Source organism: Limnohabitans sp. INBF002 (genome assembly GCF_027924905.1).
GTDB lineage: Bacteria > Pseudomonadota > Gammaproteobacteria > Burkholderiales > Burkholderiaceae_C > Limnohabitans.
Genome location: NZ_AP027055.1, coordinates 2,326,880 through 2,345,593, shown reverse-complemented (window position 1 = coordinate 2,345,593; position 18,714 = coordinate 2,326,880). Strand labels below are relative to the sequence as shown.

Here is an 18,714-nt window from a genome sequence, read left to right as displayed (position 1 = left end):
AGTTGCTCAAGTAGTTGAGTGGTTCATTAAAAACATACAGCCGATAAGCGTGGGCGTTTGATGGTGATTGCCAAGTTCTTTAGGAACTTAGCTTTAATTAGCTAACAAACGCTCATGAAGTAAAAAAGATGTGAAATTCGTCAAAGAAAATCACGTCGATTCCAATTTATGAGTTGATCGAAAGATCAAAAAAATATCAAGATCGAACTATAGAGTTTGATCCTGGCTCAGATTGAACGCTGGCGGAATGCTTTACACATGCAAGTCGAACGGCAGCACGGACTTCGGTCTGGTGGCGAGTGGCGAACGGGTGAGTAATATATCGGAACGTGCCCAGTCGTGGGGGATAACGTAGTGAAAATTACGCTAATACCGCATACGATCTAAGGATGAAAGCGGGGGATCGCAAGACCTCGCGCGATTGGAGCGGCCGATATCAGATTAGGTAGTTGGTGAGGTAAAGGCTCACCAAGCCAACGATCTGTAGCTGGTCTGAGAGGACGACCAGCCACACTGGAACTGAGACACGGTCCAGACTCCTACGGGAGGCAGCAGTGGGGAATTTTGGACAATGGACGCAAGTCTGATCCAGCCATTCCGCGTGCAGGACGAAGGCCTTCGGGTTGTAAACTGCTTTTGTACAGAACGAAAAGGTCTCTATTAATACTAGGGGCTCATGACGGTACTGTAAGAATAAGCACCGGCTAACTACGTGCCAGCAGCCGCGGTAATACGTAGGGTGCAAGCGTTAATCGGAATTACTGGGCGTAAAGCGTGCGCAGGCGGTTATATAAGACAGATGTGAAATCCCCGGGCTCAACCTGGGAACTGCATTTGTGACTGTATAGCTGGAGTGCGGCAGAGGGGGATGGAATTCCGCGTGTAGCAGTGAAATGCGTAGATATGCGGAGGAACACCGATGGCGAAGGCAATCCCCTGGGCCTGCACTGACGCTCATGCACGAAAGCGTGGGGAGCAAACAGGATTAGATACCCTGGTAGTCCACGCCCTAAACGATGTCAACTGGTTGTTGGGTCTTCACTGACTCAGTAACGAAGCTAACGCGTGAAGTTGACCGCCTGGGGAGTACGGCCGCAAGGTTGAAACTCAAAGGAATTGACGGGGACCCGCACAAGCGGTGGATGATGTGGTTTAATTCGATGCAACGCGAAAAACCTTACCCACCTTTGACATGTACGGAAGCCTTTAGAGATAGAGGCGTGCTCGAAAGAGAGCCGTAACACAGGTGCTGCATGGCTGTCGTCAGCTCGTGTCGTGAGATGTTGGGTTAAGTCCCGCAACGAGCGCAACCCTTGTCATTAGTTGCTACATTTAGTTGGGCACTCTAATGAGACTGCCGGTGACAAACCGGAGGAAGGTGGGGATGACGTCAAGTCCTCATGGCCCTTATAGGTGGGGCTACACACGTCATACAATGGCTGGTACAAAGGGTTGCCAACCCGCGAGGGGGAGCTAATCCCATAAAACCAGTCGTAGTCCGGATCGCAGTCTGCAACTCGACTGCGTGAAGTCGGAATCGCTAGTAATCGTGGATCAGAATGTCACGGTGAATACGTTCCCGGGTCTTGTACACACCGCCCGTCACACCATGGGAGCGGGTTCTGCCAGAAGTAGTTAGCCTAACCGTAAGGAGGGCGATTACCACGGCAGGGTTCGTGACTGGGGTGAAGTCGTAACAAGGTAGCCGTATCGGAAGGTGCGGCTGGATCACCTCCTTTCTGGAAAACTGCAATCTAAATTGAACGTCCACACTTATCGGTTGTTTTGAAGGTTGTCGTCGATTAACTCGGTTTACTGAGGATGTCGCGACCGGCTTGGGTCTGTAGCTCAGTTGGTTAGAGCACTGTGTTGATAACGCAGGGGTCGTTGGTTCGATTCCAACCAGACCCACCAAACGTCTAAGTGATTCATTGGGGGATTAGCTCAGCTGGGAGAGCACCTGCTTTGCAAGCAGGGGGTCGTCGGTTCGATCCCGTCATCCTCCACCATTCATTCAACAACAAAGCAGCTTCTGTTGAGGCTTCTTTGTTGTTGATCGATATTGATTGATTAACTAGGCTGTTCATTAAAAATTCATAGAGTAGATATCAGAGTTACTAGCGGAAACTGCACATTCGTAAAGGTTTAGTGCAGACCGTGCCGCTAGTAACATTTTTGATTGCGTCAAAACGAATATTCAAACTTTGGTTTGGATTTCAAGTAATGACGAATGTTCTTTAATAGCGATATTGAAGGATTATTCATATTTACGGCATAACGCGACAGGTGAGAGACCTGTCAAATCAGTCCTTGAAAACAATTTTTGATCTCGAAAGAGGTGTCAAAGTTATAGGGTCAAGTGACTAAGAGCATATGGTGGATGCCTTGGCAATGATAGGCGACGAAAGACGTGATAGCCTGCGATAAGCTTCGGGGAGCTGGCAAATTAGCTTTGATCCGGAGATTTCTGAATGGGGAAACCTTACCGAAAGGTAATCCTGCAGTGAATACATAGCTGCTGGAGGCGAACCGGGTGAACTGAAACATCTCAGTAGCTCGAGGAAAAGACATCAACCGAGATTCCGAAAGTAGTGGCGAGCGAAATCGGAGAAGCCTGCTAGTGATAGCACAAGACTTAACGGAACAACCTGGAAAGGTTGACTATAGAGGGTGATAGTCCCGTACGTGAAAAGACCTGTGTGGTACTAAGCTAGCGACAAGTAGGGCGGGACACGTGTAATCCTGTCTGAATATGGGGGGACCATCCTCCAAGGCTAAATACTCATCATTGACCGATAGTGAACTAGTACCGTGAGGGAAAGGCGAAAAGAACCCCGGGAGGGGAGTGAAATAGATCCTGAAACCGTATGCTTACAAAAAGTAGGAGCCCGCAAGGGTGACTGCGTACCTTTTGTATAATGGGTCAGCGACTTACATTCAGTGGCAAGGTTAACCGAATAGGGAAGCCGTAGAGAAATCGAGTCCGAATAGGGCGAATTAGTCGCTGGGTGTAGACCCGAAACCAAGTGATCTATCCATGGGCAGGATGAAGGTGCCGTAACAGGTACTGGAGGTCCGAACCGACTAATGTTGCAAAATTAGCGGATGACCTGTGGATAGGGGTGAAAGGCTAAACAAACTTGGAAATAGCTGGTTCTCTCCGAAAACTATTTAGGTAGTGCCTCAAGTATTACCTGCGGGGGTAGAGCACTGTTTTGGCTAGGGGGTCATGGCGACTTACCAAACCAATGCAAACTCCGAATACCGCAGAGTACAGCTTGGGAGACAGAGCACCGGGTGCTAACGTCCGGACTCAAGAGGGAAACAACCCAGACCGCCAGCTAAGGTCCCTAAAATTGGCTAAGTGGGAAACGAAGTGGGAAGGCTAAAACAGTCAGGATGTTGGCTTAGAAGCAGCCATCATTTAAAGAAAGCGTAATAGCTCACTGATCGAGTCGTCCTGCGCGGAAGATGTAACGGGGCTAAGCCAGTTACCGAAGCTGCGGATTTGCAATTTATTGCAAGTGGTAGGAGAGCGTTCTGTAAGCCTGTGAAGGTGCGTTGTAAAGCGTGCTGGAGGTATCAGAAGTGCGAATGCTGACATGAGTAGCGTTAAAGGGGGTGAAAAGCCCCCTCGCCGTAAGCGCAAGGTTTTCTACGCAACGTTCATCGGCGTAGAGTGAGTCGGCCCCTAAGGCGAGGCAGAGATGCGTAGTTGATGGGAAACAGGTAAATATTCCTGTACCGATGTGTAGTGCGATGTGGGGACGGAGAAGGTTAGCTCAGCAGACTGTTGGATATGTCTGTTCAAGCCTGTAGTCGTGCCTGGTAGGTAAATCCGCCGGGCTTAGATGAGGGGTGATAACGAGGATGCTTGCATCCGAAGTGAGTGATACCCTGCTTCCAGGAAAAGCCACTAAGCTTCAGCTACACACGACCGTACCGCAAACCGACACTGGTGCGCGAGATGAGTATTCTAAGGCGCTTGAGAGAACTCAGGAGAAGGAACTCGGCAAATTGACACCGTAACTTCGGAAGAAGGTGTGCCTTTAGTATGTGAACCTGTACAAGGGGAGCAGAATGAGGCCTCAGAGAATCGGTGGCTGCGACTGTTTAATAAAAACACAGCACTCTGCAAACACGAAAGTGGACGTATAGGGTGTGACGCCTGCCCGGTGCTGGAAGATTAAATGATGGGGTGCAAGCTCTTGATTGAAGTCCCAGTAAACGGCGGCCGTAACTATAACGGTCCTAAGGTAGCGAAATTCCTTGTCGGGTAAGTTCCGACCTGCACGAATGGCGTAACGATGGCCACACTGTCTCCTCCTGAGACTCAGCGAAGTTGAAATGTTTGTGATGATGCAATCTCCCCGCGGAAAGACGGAAAGACCCCATGAACCTTTACTGTAGCTTTGTATTGGATTTTGAACAGACCTGTGTAGGATAGGTGGGAGGCTTTGAAGCCGGAACGCTAGTTTCGGTGGAGCCAACGTTGAAATACCACCCTGGTGTGTTTGAGGTTCTAACCTAGGTCCATTATCTGGATCGGGGACAGTGCATGGTAGGCAGTTTGACTGGGGCGGTCTCCTCCCAAAGCGTAACGGAGGAGTTCGAAGGTACGCTAGTTACGGTCGGACATCGTGATGATAGTGCAATGGCATAAGCGTGCTTAACTGCGAGACTGACAAGTCGAGCAGATACGAAAGTAGGACATAGTGATCCGGTGGTTCTGTATGGAAGGGCCATCGCTCAACGGATAAAAGGTACTCTGGGGATAACAGGCTGATACCGCCCAAGAGTTCATATCGACGGCGGTGTTTGGCACCTCGATGTCGGCTCATCTCATCCTGGGGCTGTAGCCGGTCCCAAGGGTATGGCTGTTCGCCATTTAAAGAGGTACGTGAGCTGGGTTTAAAACGTCGTGAGACAGTTTGGTCCCTATCTTCCGTGGGCGCTGCAGATTTGAGGAAGCCTGCTCCTAGTACGAGAGGACCGGAGTGGACACACCTCTGGTGTATCGGTTGTCACGCCAGTGGCATTGCCGAGTAGCTATGTGTGGAAGAGATAACCGCTGAAAGCATCTAAGCGGGAAACTCGTTTCAAGATGAGATCTGCCGGGGCCTTGAGCCCCCTAAAGAGTCGTTCAAGACCAGGACGTTGATAGGTCAGGTGTGGAAGCGTAGTAATACGTTAAGCTAACTGATACTAATTGCTCGTGCGACTTGACCCTATAACTTTGATCCAATGTGATCAAGGAAGTTATGCCAAGTGACGCATTCAAAATAAATCTGATATTGCTCTATGAATTCGTTGCCTTGATTTGATCAAGGTGACAACAAGTTATGCCTGATGACCATAGCAAGTTGGTACCACTCCTTCCCATCCCGAACAGGACAGTGAAACGACTTAGCGCCGATGATAGTGCGGGTTCCCGTGTGAAAGTAGGACATCGTCAGGCTATTACAGCCTCAGAAACCCCCGCTCGATTGAGTGGGGGTTTTTGTTCCCAAGCTCTCTATCTAAGGATAGAGATGTTTGGAGATTCTTCTTAACGAAAAATCTCCAAACATTTGCAAAGTGGCACTTAATTGTGCTATACTGCAAGGCTTCGCTGATCGCAGCGTAGTTGCTCAAGTAGTTGAGTGGTTCATTAAAAACATACAGCCGATAAGCGTGGGCGTTTGATGGTGATTGCCAAGTTCTTTAGGAACTTAGCTTTAATTAGCTAACAAACGCTCATGAAGTAAAAAAGATGTGAAATTCGTCAAAGAAAATCACGTCGATTCCAATTTATGAGTTGATCGAAAGATCAAAAAAATATCAAGATCGAACTATAGAGTTTGATCCTGGCTCAGATTGAACGCTGGCGGAATGCTTTACACATGCAAGTCGAACGGCAGCACGGACTTCGGTCTGGTGGCGAGTGGCGAACGGGTGAGTAATATATCGGAACGTGCCCAGTCGTGGGGGATAACGTAGTGAAAATTACGCTAATACCGCATACGATCTAAGGATGAAAGCGGGGGATCGCAAGACCTCGCGCGATTGGAGCGGCCGATATCAGATTAGGTAGTTGGTGAGGTAAAGGCTCACCAAGCCAACGATCTGTAGCTGGTCTGAGAGGACGACCAGCCACACTGGAACTGAGACACGGTCCAGACTCCTACGGGAGGCAGCAGTGGGGAATTTTGGACAATGGACGCAAGTCTGATCCAGCCATTCCGCGTGCAGGACGAAGGCCTTCGGGTTGTAAACTGCTTTTGTACAGAACGAAAAGGTCTCTATTAATACTAGGGGCTCATGACGGTACTGTAAGAATAAGCACCGGCTAACTACGTGCCAGCAGCCGCGGTAATACGTAGGGTGCAAGCGTTAATCGGAATTACTGGGCGTAAAGCGTGCGCAGGCGGTTATATAAGATAGATGTGAAATCCCCGGGCTCAACCTGGGAACTGCATTTGTGACTGTATAGCTGGAGTGCGGCAGAGGGGGATGGAATTCCGCGTGTAGCAGTGAAATGCGTAGATATGCGGAGGAACACCGATGGCGAAGGCAATCCCCTGGGCCTGCACTGACGCTCATGCACGAAAGCGTGGGGAGCAAACAGGATTAGATACCCTGGTAGTCCACGCCCTAAACGATGTCAACTGGTTGTTGGGTCTTCACTGACTCAGTAACGAAGCTAACGCGTGAAGTTGACCGCCTGGGGAGTACGGCCGCAAGGTTGAAACTCAAAGGAATTGACGGGGACCCGCACAAGCGGTGGATGATGTGGTTTAATTCGATGCAACGCGAAAAACCTTACCCACCTTTGACATGTACGGAAGCCTTTAGAGATAGAGGCGTGCTCGAAAGAGAGCCGTAACACAGGTGCTGCATGGCTGTCGTCAGCTCGTGTCGTGAGATGTTGGGTTAAGTCCCGCAACGAGCGCAACCCTTGTCATTAGTTGCTACATTTAGTTGGGCACTCTAATGAGACTGCCGGTGACAAACCGGAGGAAGGTGGGGATGACGTCAAGTCCTCATGGCCCTTATAGGTGGGGCTACACACGTCATACAATGGCTGGTACAAAGGGTTGCCAACCCGCGAGGGGGAGCTAATCCCATAAAACCAGTCGTAGTCCGGATCGCAGTCTGCAACTCGACTGCGTGAAGTCGGAATCGCTAGTAATCGTGGATCAGAATGTCACGGTGAATACGTTCCCGGGTCTTGTACACACCGCCCGTCACACCATGGGAGCGGGTTCTGCCAGAAGTAGTTAGCCTAACCGTAAGGAGGGCGATTACCACGGCAGGGTTCGTGACTGGGGTGAAGTCGTAACAAGGTAGCCGTATCGGAAGGTGCGGCTGGATCACCTCCTTTCTGGAAAACTGCAATCTAAATTGAACGTCCACACTTATCGGTTGTTTTGAAGGTTGTCGTCGATTAACTCGGTTTACTGAGGATGTCGCGACCGGCTTGGGTCTGTAGCTCAGTTGGTTAGAGCACTGTGTTGATAACGCAGGGGTCGTTGGTTCGATTCCAACCAGACCCACCAAACGTCTAAGTGATTCATTGGGGGATTAGCTCAGCTGGGAGAGCACCTGCTTTGCAAGCAGGGGGTCGTCGGTTCGATCCCGTCATCCTCCACCATTCATTCAACAACAAAGCAGCTTCTGTTGAGGCTTCTTTGTTGTTGATCGATATTGATTGATTAACTAGGCTGTTCATTAAAAATTCATAGAGTAGATATCAGAGTTACTAGCGGAAACTGCACATTCGTAAAGGTTTAGTGCAGACCGTGCCGCTAGTAACATTTTTGATTGCGTCAAAACGAATATTCAAACTTTGGTTTGGATTTCAAGTAATGACGAATGTTCTTTAATAGCGATATTGAAGGATTATTCATATTTACGGCATAACGCGACAGGTGAGAGACCTGTCAAATCAGTCCTTGAAAACAATTTTTGATCTCGAAAGAGGTGTCAAAGTTATAGGGTCAAGTGACTAAGAGCATATGGTGGATGCCTTGGCAATGATAGGCGACGAAAGACGTGATAGCCTGCGATAAGCTTCGGGGAGCTGGCAAATTAGCTTTGATCCGGAGATTTCTGAATGGGGAAACCTTACCGAAAGGTAATCCTGCAGTGAATACATAGCTGCTGGAGGCGAACCGGGTGAACTGAAACATCTCAGTAGCTCGAGGAAAAGACATCAACCGAGATTCCGAAAGTAGTGGCGAGCGAAATCGGAGAAGCCTGCTAGTGATAGCACAAGACTTAACGGAACAACCTGGAAAGGTTGACTATAGAGGGTGATAGTCCCGTACGTGAAAAGACCTGTGTGGTACTAAGCTAGCGACAAGTAGGGCGGGACACGTGTAATCCTGTCTGAATATGGGGGGACCATCCTCCAAGGCTAAATACTCATCATTGACCGATAGTGAACTAGTACCGTGAGGGAAAGGCGAAAAGAACCCCGGGAGGGGAGTGAAATAGATCCTGAAACCGTATGCTTACAAAAAGTAGGAGCCCGCAAGGGTGACTGCGTACCTTTTGTATAATGGGTCAGCGACTTACATTCAGTGGCAAGGTTAACCGAATAGGGAAGCCGTAGAGAAATCGAGTCCGAATAGGGCGAATTAGTCGCTGGGTGTAGACCCGAAACCAAGTGATCTATCCATGGGCAGGATGAAGGTGCCGTAACAGGTACTGGAGGTCCGAACCGACTAATGTTGCAAAATTAGCGGATGACCTGTGGATAGGGGTGAAAGGCTAAACAAACTTGGAAATAGCTGGTTCTCTCCGAAAACTATTTAGGTAGTGCCTCAAGTATTACCTGCGGGGGTAGAGCACTGTTTTGGCTAGGGGGTCATGGCGACTTACCAAACCAATGCAAACTCCGAATACCGCAGAGTACAGCTTGGGAGACAGAGCACCGGGTGCTAACGTCCGGACTCAAGAGGGAAACAACCCAGACCGCCAGCTAAGGTCCCTAAAATTGGCTAAGTGGGAAACGAAGTGGGAAGGCTAAAACAGTCAGGATGTTGGCTTAGAAGCAGCCATCATTTAAAGAAAGCGTAATAGCTCACTGATCGAGTCGTCCTGCGCGGAAGATGTAACGGGGCTAAGCCAGTTACCGAAGCTGCGGATTTGCAATTTATTGCAAGTGGTAGGAGAGCGTTCTGTAAGCCTGTGAAGGTGCGTTGTAAAGCGTGCTGGAGGTATCAGAAGTGCGAATGCTGACATGAGTAGCGTTAAAGGGGGTGAAAAGCCCCCTCGCCGTAAGCGCAAGGTTTTCTACGCAACGTTCATCGGCGTAGAGTGAGTCGGCCCCTAAGGCGAGGCAGAGATGCGTAGTTGATGGGAAACAGGTAAATATTCCTGTACCGATGTGTAGTGCGATGTGGGGACGGAGAAGGTTAGCTCAGCAGACTGTTGGATATGTCTGTTCAAGCCTGTAGTCGTGCCTGGTAGGTAAATCCGCCGGGCTTAGATGAGGGGTGATAACGAGGATGCTTGCATCCGAAGTGAGTGATACCCTGCTTCCAGGAAAAGCCACTAAGCTTCAGCTACACACGACCGTACCGCAAACCGACACTGGTGCGCGAGATGAGTATTCTAAGGCGCTTGAGAGAACTCAGGAGAAGGAACTCGGCAAATTGACACCGTAACTTCGGAAGAAGGTGTGCCTTTAGTATGTGAACCTGTACAAGGGGAGCAGAATGAGGCCTCAGAGAATCGGTGGCTGCGACTGTTTAATAAAAACACAGCACTCTGCAAACACGAAAGTGGACGTATAGGGTGTGACGCCTGCCCGGTGCTGGAAGATTAAATGATGGGGTGCAAGCTCTTGATTGAAGTCCCAGTAAACGGCGGCCGTAACTATAACGGTCCTAAGGTAGCGAAATTCCTTGTCGGGTAAGTTCCGACCTGCACGAATGGCGTAACGATGGCCACACTGTCTCCTCCTGAGACTCAGCGAAGTTGAAATGTTTGTGATGATGCAATCTCCCCGCGGAAAGACGGAAAGACCCCATGAACCTTTACTGTAGCTTTGTATTGGATTTTGAACAGACCTGTGTAGGATAGGTGGGAGGCTTTGAAGCCGGAACGCTAGTTTCGGTGGAGCCAACGTTGAAATACCACCCTGGTGTGTTTGAGGTTCTAACCTAGGTCCATTATCTGGATCGGGGACAGTGCATGGTAGGCAGTTTGACTGGGGCGGTCTCCTCCCAAAGCGTAACGGAGGAGTTCGAAGGTACGCTAGTTACGGTCGGACATCGTGATGATAGTGCAATGGCATAAGCGTGCTTAACTGCGAGACTGACAAGTCGAGCAGATACGAAAGTAGGACATAGTGATCCGGTGGTTCTGTATGGAAGGGCCATCGCTCAACGGATAAAAGGTACTCTGGGGATAACAGGCTGATACCGCCCAAGAGTTCATATCGACGGCGGTGTTTGGCACCTCGATGTCGGCTCATCTCATCCTGGGGCTGTAGCCGGTCCCAAGGGTATGGCTGTTCGCCATTTAAAGAGGTACGTGAGCTGGGTTTAAAACGTCGTGAGACAGTTTGGTCCCTATCTTCCGTGGGCGCTGCAGATTTGAGGAAGCCTGCTCCTAGTACGAGAGGACCGGAGTGGACACACCTCTGGTGTATCGGTTGTCACGCCAGTGGCATTGCCGAGTAGCTATGTGTGGAAGAGATAACCGCTGAAAGCATCTAAGCGGGAAACTCGTTTCAAGATGAGATCTGCCGGGGCCTTGAGCCCCCTAAAGAGTCGTTCAAGACCAGGACGTTGATAGGTCAGGTGTGGAAGCGTAGTAATACGTTAAGCTAACTGATACTAATTGCTCGTGCGACTTGACCCTATAACTTTGATCCAATGTGATCAAGGAAGTTATGCCAAGTGACGCATTCAAAATAAATCTGATATTGCTCTATGAATTCGTTGCCTTGATTTGATCAAGGTGACAACAAGTTATGCCTGATGACCATAGCAAGTTGGTACCACTCCTTCCCATCCCGAACAGGACAGTGAAACGACTTAGCGCCGATGATAGTGCGGGTTCCCGTGTGAAAGTAGGACATCGTCAGGCTATTACAGCCTCAGAAACCCCCGCTCGATTGAGTGGGGGTTTTTGTTTTTGGGTTTTCAAATTTAAGATTTCTAAATTAATGATTGATGATGTATTCATCATTGATCGTGCATGCGCCGCTTGTCTCTAGGCTCTGGCACAAGTCAAAAAACCAAGTCTCAAAACTGATGCCTGTTGAATACATGGCATGCAGCAAGTGCAGATATTCAGCAGAATGCGCCCAAATGCAATAGTCACTCAGTTTGACTTTTTGTAACTCAAGCAGCTTGAACTTCAGTAAAACCTTGGCCGCGTAGCTTGCGTGCTTATCAGGTGCATTTTGAAATTGCGCCAGGCGACTTCTTGCACGTACAAGTGCGCCCGTCACGTCGGTGAAAGCCGCGCCGTGACCAGGGAGTACGAGTTTTGGAGCAAGTCGCTCAATGATTTGAAGTGTTGATTCGACCTCATTGAACGCTGATAGTCCTTCAATTTCTGGAAAAACAACACCAAAGCCATTCTCCCAAAGTGCATCGGCAGAGATCAACACACGATCTTCTTCATTGAAGAGGACGATTGAATGCGGGTCATGACCCGGTGCAGCATGGATCCGCCATGTTTTGCCTGCAACACAAAAATGGTCACCATCGCGAAGAACGCCCGACTTTTTAAATGGGGGACAGTACTGACCTGTTGGCGTGTAAGTTAGCGCATTCGAGTCCCATGAGTCAACATAGCTTGCATGACCAGGTGGTATCAAGGTTTCAAGCTTAGGAAACAATGCTTGCAGATGCGCATTTCCGCCGCAATGGTCGCTGTGCAAATGCGTATTGATAACCGTGGTGAGCGGTTGCTGTTTCAGGGCTGCTGTCACAAGCGCCGCAGTCTGCTCAGCATGCGTCCAGTAACCTGAGTCAACGAGGATGGCTTGAGCCTCATCCTGAATTAACACATTGTTGGACGAAAGCCAACCTCTTTCGAAAAAAGTAACGCCGGAAGGTAATGCGAGCATGAAAGTGCGTGTCCTCAAATATTAGAAATTAGCGTTCTCGATAACATTTTGACAGTTACCGCCTCGCTGCAACACGTTGGCTGTGACGTACGTTACAAATGCACGACTTCTCTGTTTAGAGCCGCGCGCCTAATTGACGTCAGATAACTGAAAGAATGAGGGAAAACCCGTAGAATTCCATCATGGCACTCGTACACACTCTTGCAAAAACCACCTTGGAGGGCGGGCGACAAATGCTTCGCTTCACTGGCGCATCGCAAGAGCAATTTCATAAAACCGACGGCGTATTGATTCCAATCGCGCCGTTGGGAATCGAGCACGTGCCTCAAATTTTGGCGCATTTGTTGGCGCTGTCAGAGCACGACCGTTATTTGCGCTTCGGCTATACAGCCACAGACGAGCACATACAGCGCTACGTTGCGGGGCTGAATTTTGACCGTGATGAAATTTACGGGATATTCAATAGCAATCTCGAGATCATTGCGATGGCGCATTTGGCGCTGATCAAAGATCCCGGACGTGAATTTAGCTCCGAATTTGGTGTGTCCGTATCTGCCTACGCACGTGGTCGTGGTTACGGCGCACGTTTGTTTGAGCGTGCAGTGATTCATGCCCGCAACGAAAAGGTGTACCAGATGTACATCCATGCCCTGAGTGAAAATGCCCCCATGATTCGAATTGCGCGCAAGGGCGGCGCAAAAATAGAGCGTGACGGTTCAGAAACAGAAGCCTTCCTGAGCTTGCCAAAGCGTGACCTCGACAGCCGAGTCACCGAGTTTGTTGCCGATCAGTATGCCAAAACAAACTACAGCATCAAGGAAGATGCCAAGCGTTTTTGGAGTTTCTTGGCCAAGGTTAAAGAAATTCGTGATGGTGTACGCGACGCCCGGCATCAAGCAGCTGAGTAAATGAATCGCCCATCCGCATGGGCTATGCTTGAGGCTTGTGAGACTCCCGCAGCAATGGCTGCAACACTGTGATACCCCCGCATTCCCGAGAATTAGACAAACAAGACAAGCGCAGCTATTGGCAGCGCTTGCTTGAGTTCATACATCCTGGCCCAGACTCGCGTGAAGAGCTGCTTGATGCACTCTCAGACGCAGAAGACAACCAAGTCATTGGTGCGGAAAGCCGTCTCATGCTTGAAGGCGTGCTGCGCATGGCTGATCTCACCGCCGGTGAGGTCATGGTCGCTGCGCCGCGCATGGATCTCATCAACCTTGATGCTCCCATTGAAGAGAGTTTGCATCAAGTCATCGACACGGGGCACTCGAGATTTCCCGTGTACGAAGGAGAGAGAGATAACTTGGTCGGCATCTTGTTAGCCAAGGATCTGCTCAAACTCCAGCGTGCACCAGCTCTGAACATTCGCACATTGCTGCGGCCTCCCGTTTTTGTGCCAGAAAGCAAAGGCTTGAACGACTTGTTGCGTGAGTTTCGCAACACACGCAACCACATGGCTTTGGTCGTCGATGAGTTTGGCCGCATCGCAGGGCTTATCACAATTGAAGATGTGTTGGAACAAATTGTGGGCGACATTGAAGACGAATTTGACAGTCAAGAAGATGTCGGCGACATCTTCGCATTGGCCGACGACACTTACCGCGTGAGTGGCAATGCTTCACTTGAACGCGTTGCCGAAGCATTTGGCACACACCTTGAAGTCACGGCTGCTGAGGAAAGCGAAGATACAAACTTTGACACCATTGGCGGCTTCATCGCTCATGCCATGGGCCACGTACCTCGGCGCGGCGAACACTTTGAAATCAACAAATTACGGTTCGAAGTGCTGCACACGCGCGGCGGTGCTGTGAAGTGGTTCAAGGTGTACCCCGCCCCCGTCGATAAAGCGCCGATCTAAAGAATGCGCGAGCACACACTGCAATCACAGAGGTGGCCTCTGACACTGCACGTGACCCTGCTTTTGGTCGTGGCTGGTTTGACGCAGGCCATCTCGCTTGCTTGGCCTTTTGACGGCAACTTTAAAGGCGTGCCACAAGGCTGGCTGCAGTATGTGAGTTTGCTAGTCCTTGCCGGATATTTGGATCGGAGTCAAACGCCTAAAGAAGCTTTTGCCAAAGGCTGGGCGTTTTCATTTGCATGGCTGCTTGGCGCTACGTGGTGGTTGTTCATTTCAATGAATCGTTACGGCGGGCTGTCGGCCCCTGTCGCCGCTCTTGCCGTCGCGCTACTTGCCGCAGGCTTGGCATTGTTTTATGGCGCAGCTTGTGCCATTTTTTATGCTGTGTGTAAGACGCGCGTCAACGTGCTGCCTCGCGCCAGTGCTTTTGCTGCTGTTTGGGGCTTGGCTGAAATGCTGCGCGGCACACTTTGGACCGGGTTTCCTTGGGGGGCTGTAGGCTATGCACACGTAGACAGCGTGTTGCAGCACTGGGCGCCTTGGGTTGGCGTTTACGGGCTATGTGCGTTGTCTGCGTTTTTCGCCATGGCTGTTGCTGCACAACGTCGAGGAAATGGTGTCGCATCGCCAAAGGCGCTGGTCGGTCCGTGCTTGTTCGTGATTGTCCTTGGCTTCACTTGGGTCACCTCGCCCAGCAGAAGCGCGACACTTGCGGATGTCTCTGTCTCTCCCTTACGTGTGACGCTGCTGCAAGGCAACATCGCGCAAGACTTGAAGTTTGGCGAGGGCGTCAGCCTTGCCCTGCATGACTACCGTGATGCCTTGCTCACAGGTCGTAGCGATTTGATCGTCACGCCTGAAACCGCAATTCCGTTAATTCCAGAACAAATGCCTGAGCATTATTGGCGTCAATTGCAATCGCATTTTTCCAAAGGTTCGCAAGCTGCACTGGTCGGCTTACCGCTGGCAAAACGCAGCCAACAGGGGCAGTTGCAATACAGCAACTCGGCATTGGGCTTGATGCCTCAAACCACGCCAGCATCGACGGCTACTTACCAATACGACAAGCACCATTTGGTGCCCTTTGGCGAGTTTGTGCCGCCGTTGTTTCAGTGGTTTGTTCAGATGATGAACATCCCTTTAGGTGACTTCACACGTGGCGATGTGGCGCAACCTAGTCTGCAATTCAAGGGTGAACGCATTGCACCGAACATTTGTTATGAAGATTTGTTTGGAGAAGAGTTGGCGCGGAGCTTTACTGACGCTGAAAGTGCGCCCACCATGCTGGTCAACCTCAGCAACATTGCCTGGTTTGGTGACACCGTAGCCATTGACCAGCATTTGCACATTTCCCGCATGCGCGCGATAGAACTAGGCCGCCCCATGCTGCGCGCCACCAACACAGGGGCCACGGCCATCATCAACGCCCAAGGCCAGGTCACGCACCGACTCCCCAGCGCCGTGAAGGGCGCTCTTACCGCCGATGTTTATGGCGTGCATGGACCCATCACGCCCTATGCACGCTGGGTGTCCGTTTGGGGGCTTTGGCCACTGGCTGGCTTGGCGTTGCTGACCCTCTGCATCGTTGCCGCCATGGCGCATGCATCTAGGCACGGCCAGAGGCGTTTCGGCCCGTAAAATCAGAGGTTTGCGGGCGTCTTGACCCGCAGCCTAATTTGCCAGCGTTGGCTGGCCACTTTGCATGCTGACTTTTCAACAAATCATTCTCAAACTCCAGTCCTACTGGGCCGAGCAAGGCTGTGCCTTGTTGCAACCCATCGACATGGAGGTCGGTGCGGGCACCTCGCACACCGCCACGTTTTTGCGCGCCTTGGGCCCTGAGCCTTGGAAAGCCGCCTACGTGCAACCCAGCCGCCGCCCCAAAGACGGCCGCTACGGCGAGAACCCCAACCGCTTGCAGCACTACTACCAATACCAAGTGGTGTTGAAGCCCGCGCCCAGCAACATCTTGGAGCTGTACTTGGGCTCACTCGAAGCGCTTGGCTTTGACCTCAAGAAAAACGACATCCGCTTCGTGGAAGACGATTGGGAAAATCCAACCTTGGGCGCATGGGGCTTGGGCTGGGAAGTTTGGTTGAACGGCATGGAAGTCACGCAGTTCACTTACTTCCAACAAGTCGGCGGCATTGACTGCAAACCCATCACCGGCGAAATCACCTACGGCTTAGAACGCTTGGCCATGTACCTGCAAGGCGTGGACAACGTCTACAACCTGCAGTGGACCGATGGCTTGACGTATGGCGACGTCTACAAACAAAACGAAGTGGAGCAATCCACTTACAACTTCGAGCACAGCGATGCTGAGTTCTTGTTCACCGCTTTTGGTGCACACGAGAAACAAGCGCAGCACCTCATGGGCGCGCAGCTCGCATTGCCCGCTTACGAGCAAGTGCTCAAAGCCGCGCACACCTTCAACCTGCTCGACGCCCGTGGCGCCATCAGCGTGACCGAGCGTGCCGCCTACATCGGCCGCATCCGTAACTTGGCGCGCGCTGTGGCACAAAGCTATTACGAGAGCCGCGAGCGTTTGGGCTTTCCCATGGCCCCGCGCGAATGGGTTGAACAAATGCCAAAGAAGACCGCTTGAGCGTAGGACACAAGAACATGACGACACAAAACCTACTCATCGAACTCTTCGTGGAAGAGCTGCCTCCTAAGGCTTTGCAAAAACTCGGCGACGCTTTTTCTAGCGTGTTGTTTGAGCAGCTCAAAGCCCAAGGCTTGACCGCTGCTAATTCAGCCGTGACGGCCTACGCATCGCCTCGCCGTTTGGCTGCGCACATCACCGCCGTGTCGGCATTGGCTGCTGACAAAGCCGTGCAGCAAAAACTCATGCCCGTCACTGTGGGCTTAGACGCCAGCGGCAACGCCACCCCCGCCTTGCTGAAAAAACTGCAAGCCTTGGGCGCTGGACCCGAGGCCGTGGCGCAACTCAAACGCGCGCCCGATGGCAAGGCCGAAGCCTTGTTCTACGACAGCATCGTCAAAGGTGCGAGCTTGGCCGATGGCTTGCAAAAAGCCTTGACCGAAGCCATTGCCAAATTGCCTATCCCCAAAGTGATGAGCTACCAGCTCGAAACCGACTGCGAATTGCCAGGCTGGAGCAGCGTTAACTTTGTGCGTCCCGCGCACAGCTTGGTCGCCTTGCATGGCAGCACCGTGGTGCCTGTCAAAGCATTGGGCTTGACCGCTGGCAACAACACACAGGGCCACCGTTTTGAAGCCCGTGTGTCGCCCGTCGTGTTGGCCAATGCCGATGTGTACGCAGACACACTCGCCAAAGACGGCGCAGTCATCGCCAGCTTCATCGAGCGCCGTGCTGAAATTGCACGCCAACTCGAAGCAGCCGCAGCCAAAGTTGGCGGTGGCGAGGACTCGCAGTCGCACGGAGCGCTCCGACCAATCGAAGATGCGGCTTTGCTCGATGAAGTCACTGCCTTGGTCGAACGCCCCAATGTGTTGGAGTGCGAGTTTGAAAAACAATTTCTCGACGTGCCACAAGAGTGCCTCATCCTCACGATGAAGGCCAACCAAAAATACTTCCCGCTGCTCGATGCTGCAGGCAAGCTCACCAACAAGTTCTTGGTGGTCAGCAATATCACGCCCGATGACGCATCGGCTGTGACTGGCGGCAACGAGCGCGTGGTGCGCCCCCGTCTGGCCGACGCCAAATTCTTCTTTGACCAAGACCGCAAAAAGACACTCGCTTCGCGCGTGGACGGTTTGGCCAAAGTTGTGTATCACAACAAACTCGGCACGCAAGGCGAGCGCACCGACCGCGTGCGCGCCATCGCCAAAGGCATTGCCGCTTTGTTGCCGCAAGGCAAAGACGCCGCCTTTGTGTCCGCCGTTGACGCTGCCGCGCAATTGGCCAAGACCGATTTGCTGACCGACATGGTGGGCGAGTTCCCCGAGTTGCAAGGCATCATGGGCGGCTATTACGCCCGTCACGATGGCTTGGGCGAAGAGGTGGCGCAAGCCATCGAAGACCACTACAAGCCCCGCTTCGCCGGTGACGAATTGCCGCGCAACACCGTGGGTGTGGTGGTCGCTTTGGCCGACAAACTCGAAACCCTGGTCGGCATGTTTGGCATCGGCAATTTGCCCACCGGCGACAAAGACCCATTTGCATTGCGTCGTCACGCCTTGGGCGTGGTGCGCATGTTGAGCGAAGCCAATTTGGATGTGGCCTTGGACGCGTTGATTGCACAAGCCATTCCCGCCTTCGGCGACAAAATCACCGACCCAGCTGCGGCGTTGACCTCGTTCATTTACGACCGCCTCTCTGGCGGCCTGCGCGAGCAAGGTTACTCAGCGCAAGAAGTCGAAGCCGTGTTGGCCTTGCACCCACAACGCTTGAGCGATGTGGCCAAGCGCCTCACCGCCGTTCGCGCTTTCGCTGCATTGCCCGAAGCCGCCGCTTTGGCCGCTGCCAACAAACGCATCGGCAACGTGCTCAAAAAAGCAGGCGAGGTCGATGCACACGTCAACACCGCTTTGTTCAAAGAAGATGCCGAGCAAGCGCTGTACGCCATCATGCAAAAGCTGTTGCCTGAATCTGAAGCGCAGTTCAAGGCTGGTGACTACACCGCATCCCTGCAAACCTTGGCCACCTTGCGTTCGCCCGTCGATGCGTTTTTTGACGACGTCATGGTCAACGCCGAAGAGATGGACTTGCGCCTCAACCGTCAAGGCCTGCTCAAGTGCTTGCACTTGGCCATGAACCGCGTGGCCGATTTGTCAGCCCTCGCTTCTTAAA

6 protein-coding genes, 4 tRNA genes and 6 rRNA genes are annotated in these 18,714 nt (G+C 51.7%); 15 read left to right on the top strand and 1 reads right to left on the bottom strand.

All coding sequences use genetic code 11. The features are described from left to right. Positions 1-204: 204 nt before the first annotated feature. The 10 genes from QMG15_RS11760 (at position 205) to rrf (QMG15_RS11715) (ending at position 11,082) form a co-directional block, all read left to right on the top strand. Positions 205-1,739, top strand: a 16S ribosomal RNA gene (locus QMG15_RS11760). 98 nt (positions 1,740-1,837) lie between these two features. Beyond that, positions 1,838-1,914, top strand: a tRNA-Ile gene (locus QMG15_RS11755). 19 nt (positions 1,915-1,933) lie between these two features. Continuing rightward, positions 1,934-2,009, top strand: a tRNA-Ala gene (locus QMG15_RS11750). 344 nt (positions 2,010-2,353) lie between these two features. Then, positions 2,354-5,230, top strand: a 23S ribosomal RNA gene (locus QMG15_RS11745). Between the two features lie 115 nt (positions 5,231-5,345). Continuing rightward, positions 5,346-5,458: ribosomal RNA gene (gene rrf / locus QMG15_RS11740) — 5S ribosomal RNA — on the top strand. Between the two features lie 370 nt (positions 5,459-5,828). Next, positions 5,829-7,363, top strand: a 16S ribosomal RNA gene (locus QMG15_RS11735). Positions 7,364-7,461: 98 nt separating this feature from the next. Continuing rightward, positions 7,462-7,538: transfer RNA gene (locus tag QMG15_RS11730), tRNA-Ile, on the top strand. Positions 7,539-7,557: 19 nt separating this feature from the next. Beyond that, a tRNA-Ala gene (locus tag QMG15_RS11725) sits at positions 7,558-7,633 on the top strand. Positions 7,634-7,977: 344 nt separating this feature from the next. Then, a 23S ribosomal RNA gene (locus QMG15_RS11720) occupies positions 7,978-10,854 on the top strand. A 115-nt stretch (positions 10,855-10,969) separates the two neighbouring features. After that, positions 10,970-11,082 (top strand): 5S ribosomal RNA (rrf, locus tag QMG15_RS11715). The 16S, 23S and 5S rRNA genes sit together here with 4 tRNA genes alongside, the layout of an rRNA operon. Before the next feature lie 76 nt (positions 11,083-11,158). On the opposite strand, the gene QMG15_RS11710 is transcribed toward rrf (QMG15_RS11715), so the two are convergent. Next, the gene (locus QMG15_RS11710; protein WP_281788743.1) at positions 11,159-12,073 is read right to left on the bottom strand and encodes an MBL fold metallo-hydrolase; all 915 of its coding nucleotides are present in this window, start codon (positions 12,071-12,073) and stop codon (positions 11,159-11,161) included. A 182-nt stretch (positions 12,074-12,255) separates the two neighbouring features. Between QMG15_RS11710 and QMG15_RS11705 the strand changes: the two genes are divergently transcribed. The 5 genes from QMG15_RS11705 (at position 12,256) to glyS (ending at position 18,713) form a co-directional block, all read left to right on the top strand. After that, positions 12,256-12,981, top strand: a complete 726-nt coding sequence (locus tag QMG15_RS11705; protein ID WP_281788742.1) for a GNAT family N-acetyltransferase — start codon at positions 12,256-12,258, stop codon at positions 12,979-12,981. Positions 12,982-13,049: 68 nt separating this feature from the next. Beyond that, positions 13,050-13,934, top strand: a complete 885-nt coding sequence (locus tag QMG15_RS11700) for a CBS domain-containing protein (RefSeq protein WP_108358407.1) — start codon at positions 13,050-13,052, stop codon at positions 13,932-13,934. A 51-nt stretch (positions 13,935-13,985) separates the two neighbouring features. Further along, complete coding sequence (gene lnt, locus QMG15_RS11695) at positions 13,986-15,572, top strand: apolipoprotein N-acyltransferase (protein WP_281788741.1); 1,587 nt, start codon at positions 13,986-13,988, stop codon at positions 15,570-15,572. A gap of 64 nt (positions 15,573-15,636) precedes the next feature. After that, positions 15,637-16,542 (top strand): glycine--tRNA ligase subunit alpha, encoded by a 906-nt coding sequence (gene glyQ, locus QMG15_RS11690; protein ID WP_104799598.1) that lies wholly within the window; start codon positions 15,637-15,639, stop codon positions 16,540-16,542. A gap of 17 nt (positions 16,543-16,559) precedes the next feature. Beyond that, complete coding sequence (gene glyS, locus QMG15_RS11685; RefSeq protein ID WP_281788740.1) at positions 16,560-18,713, top strand: glycine--tRNA ligase subunit beta; 2,154 nt, start codon at positions 16,560-16,562, stop codon at positions 18,711-18,713. The last annotated feature ends 1 nt before the right edge of the window (position 18,714 follow it).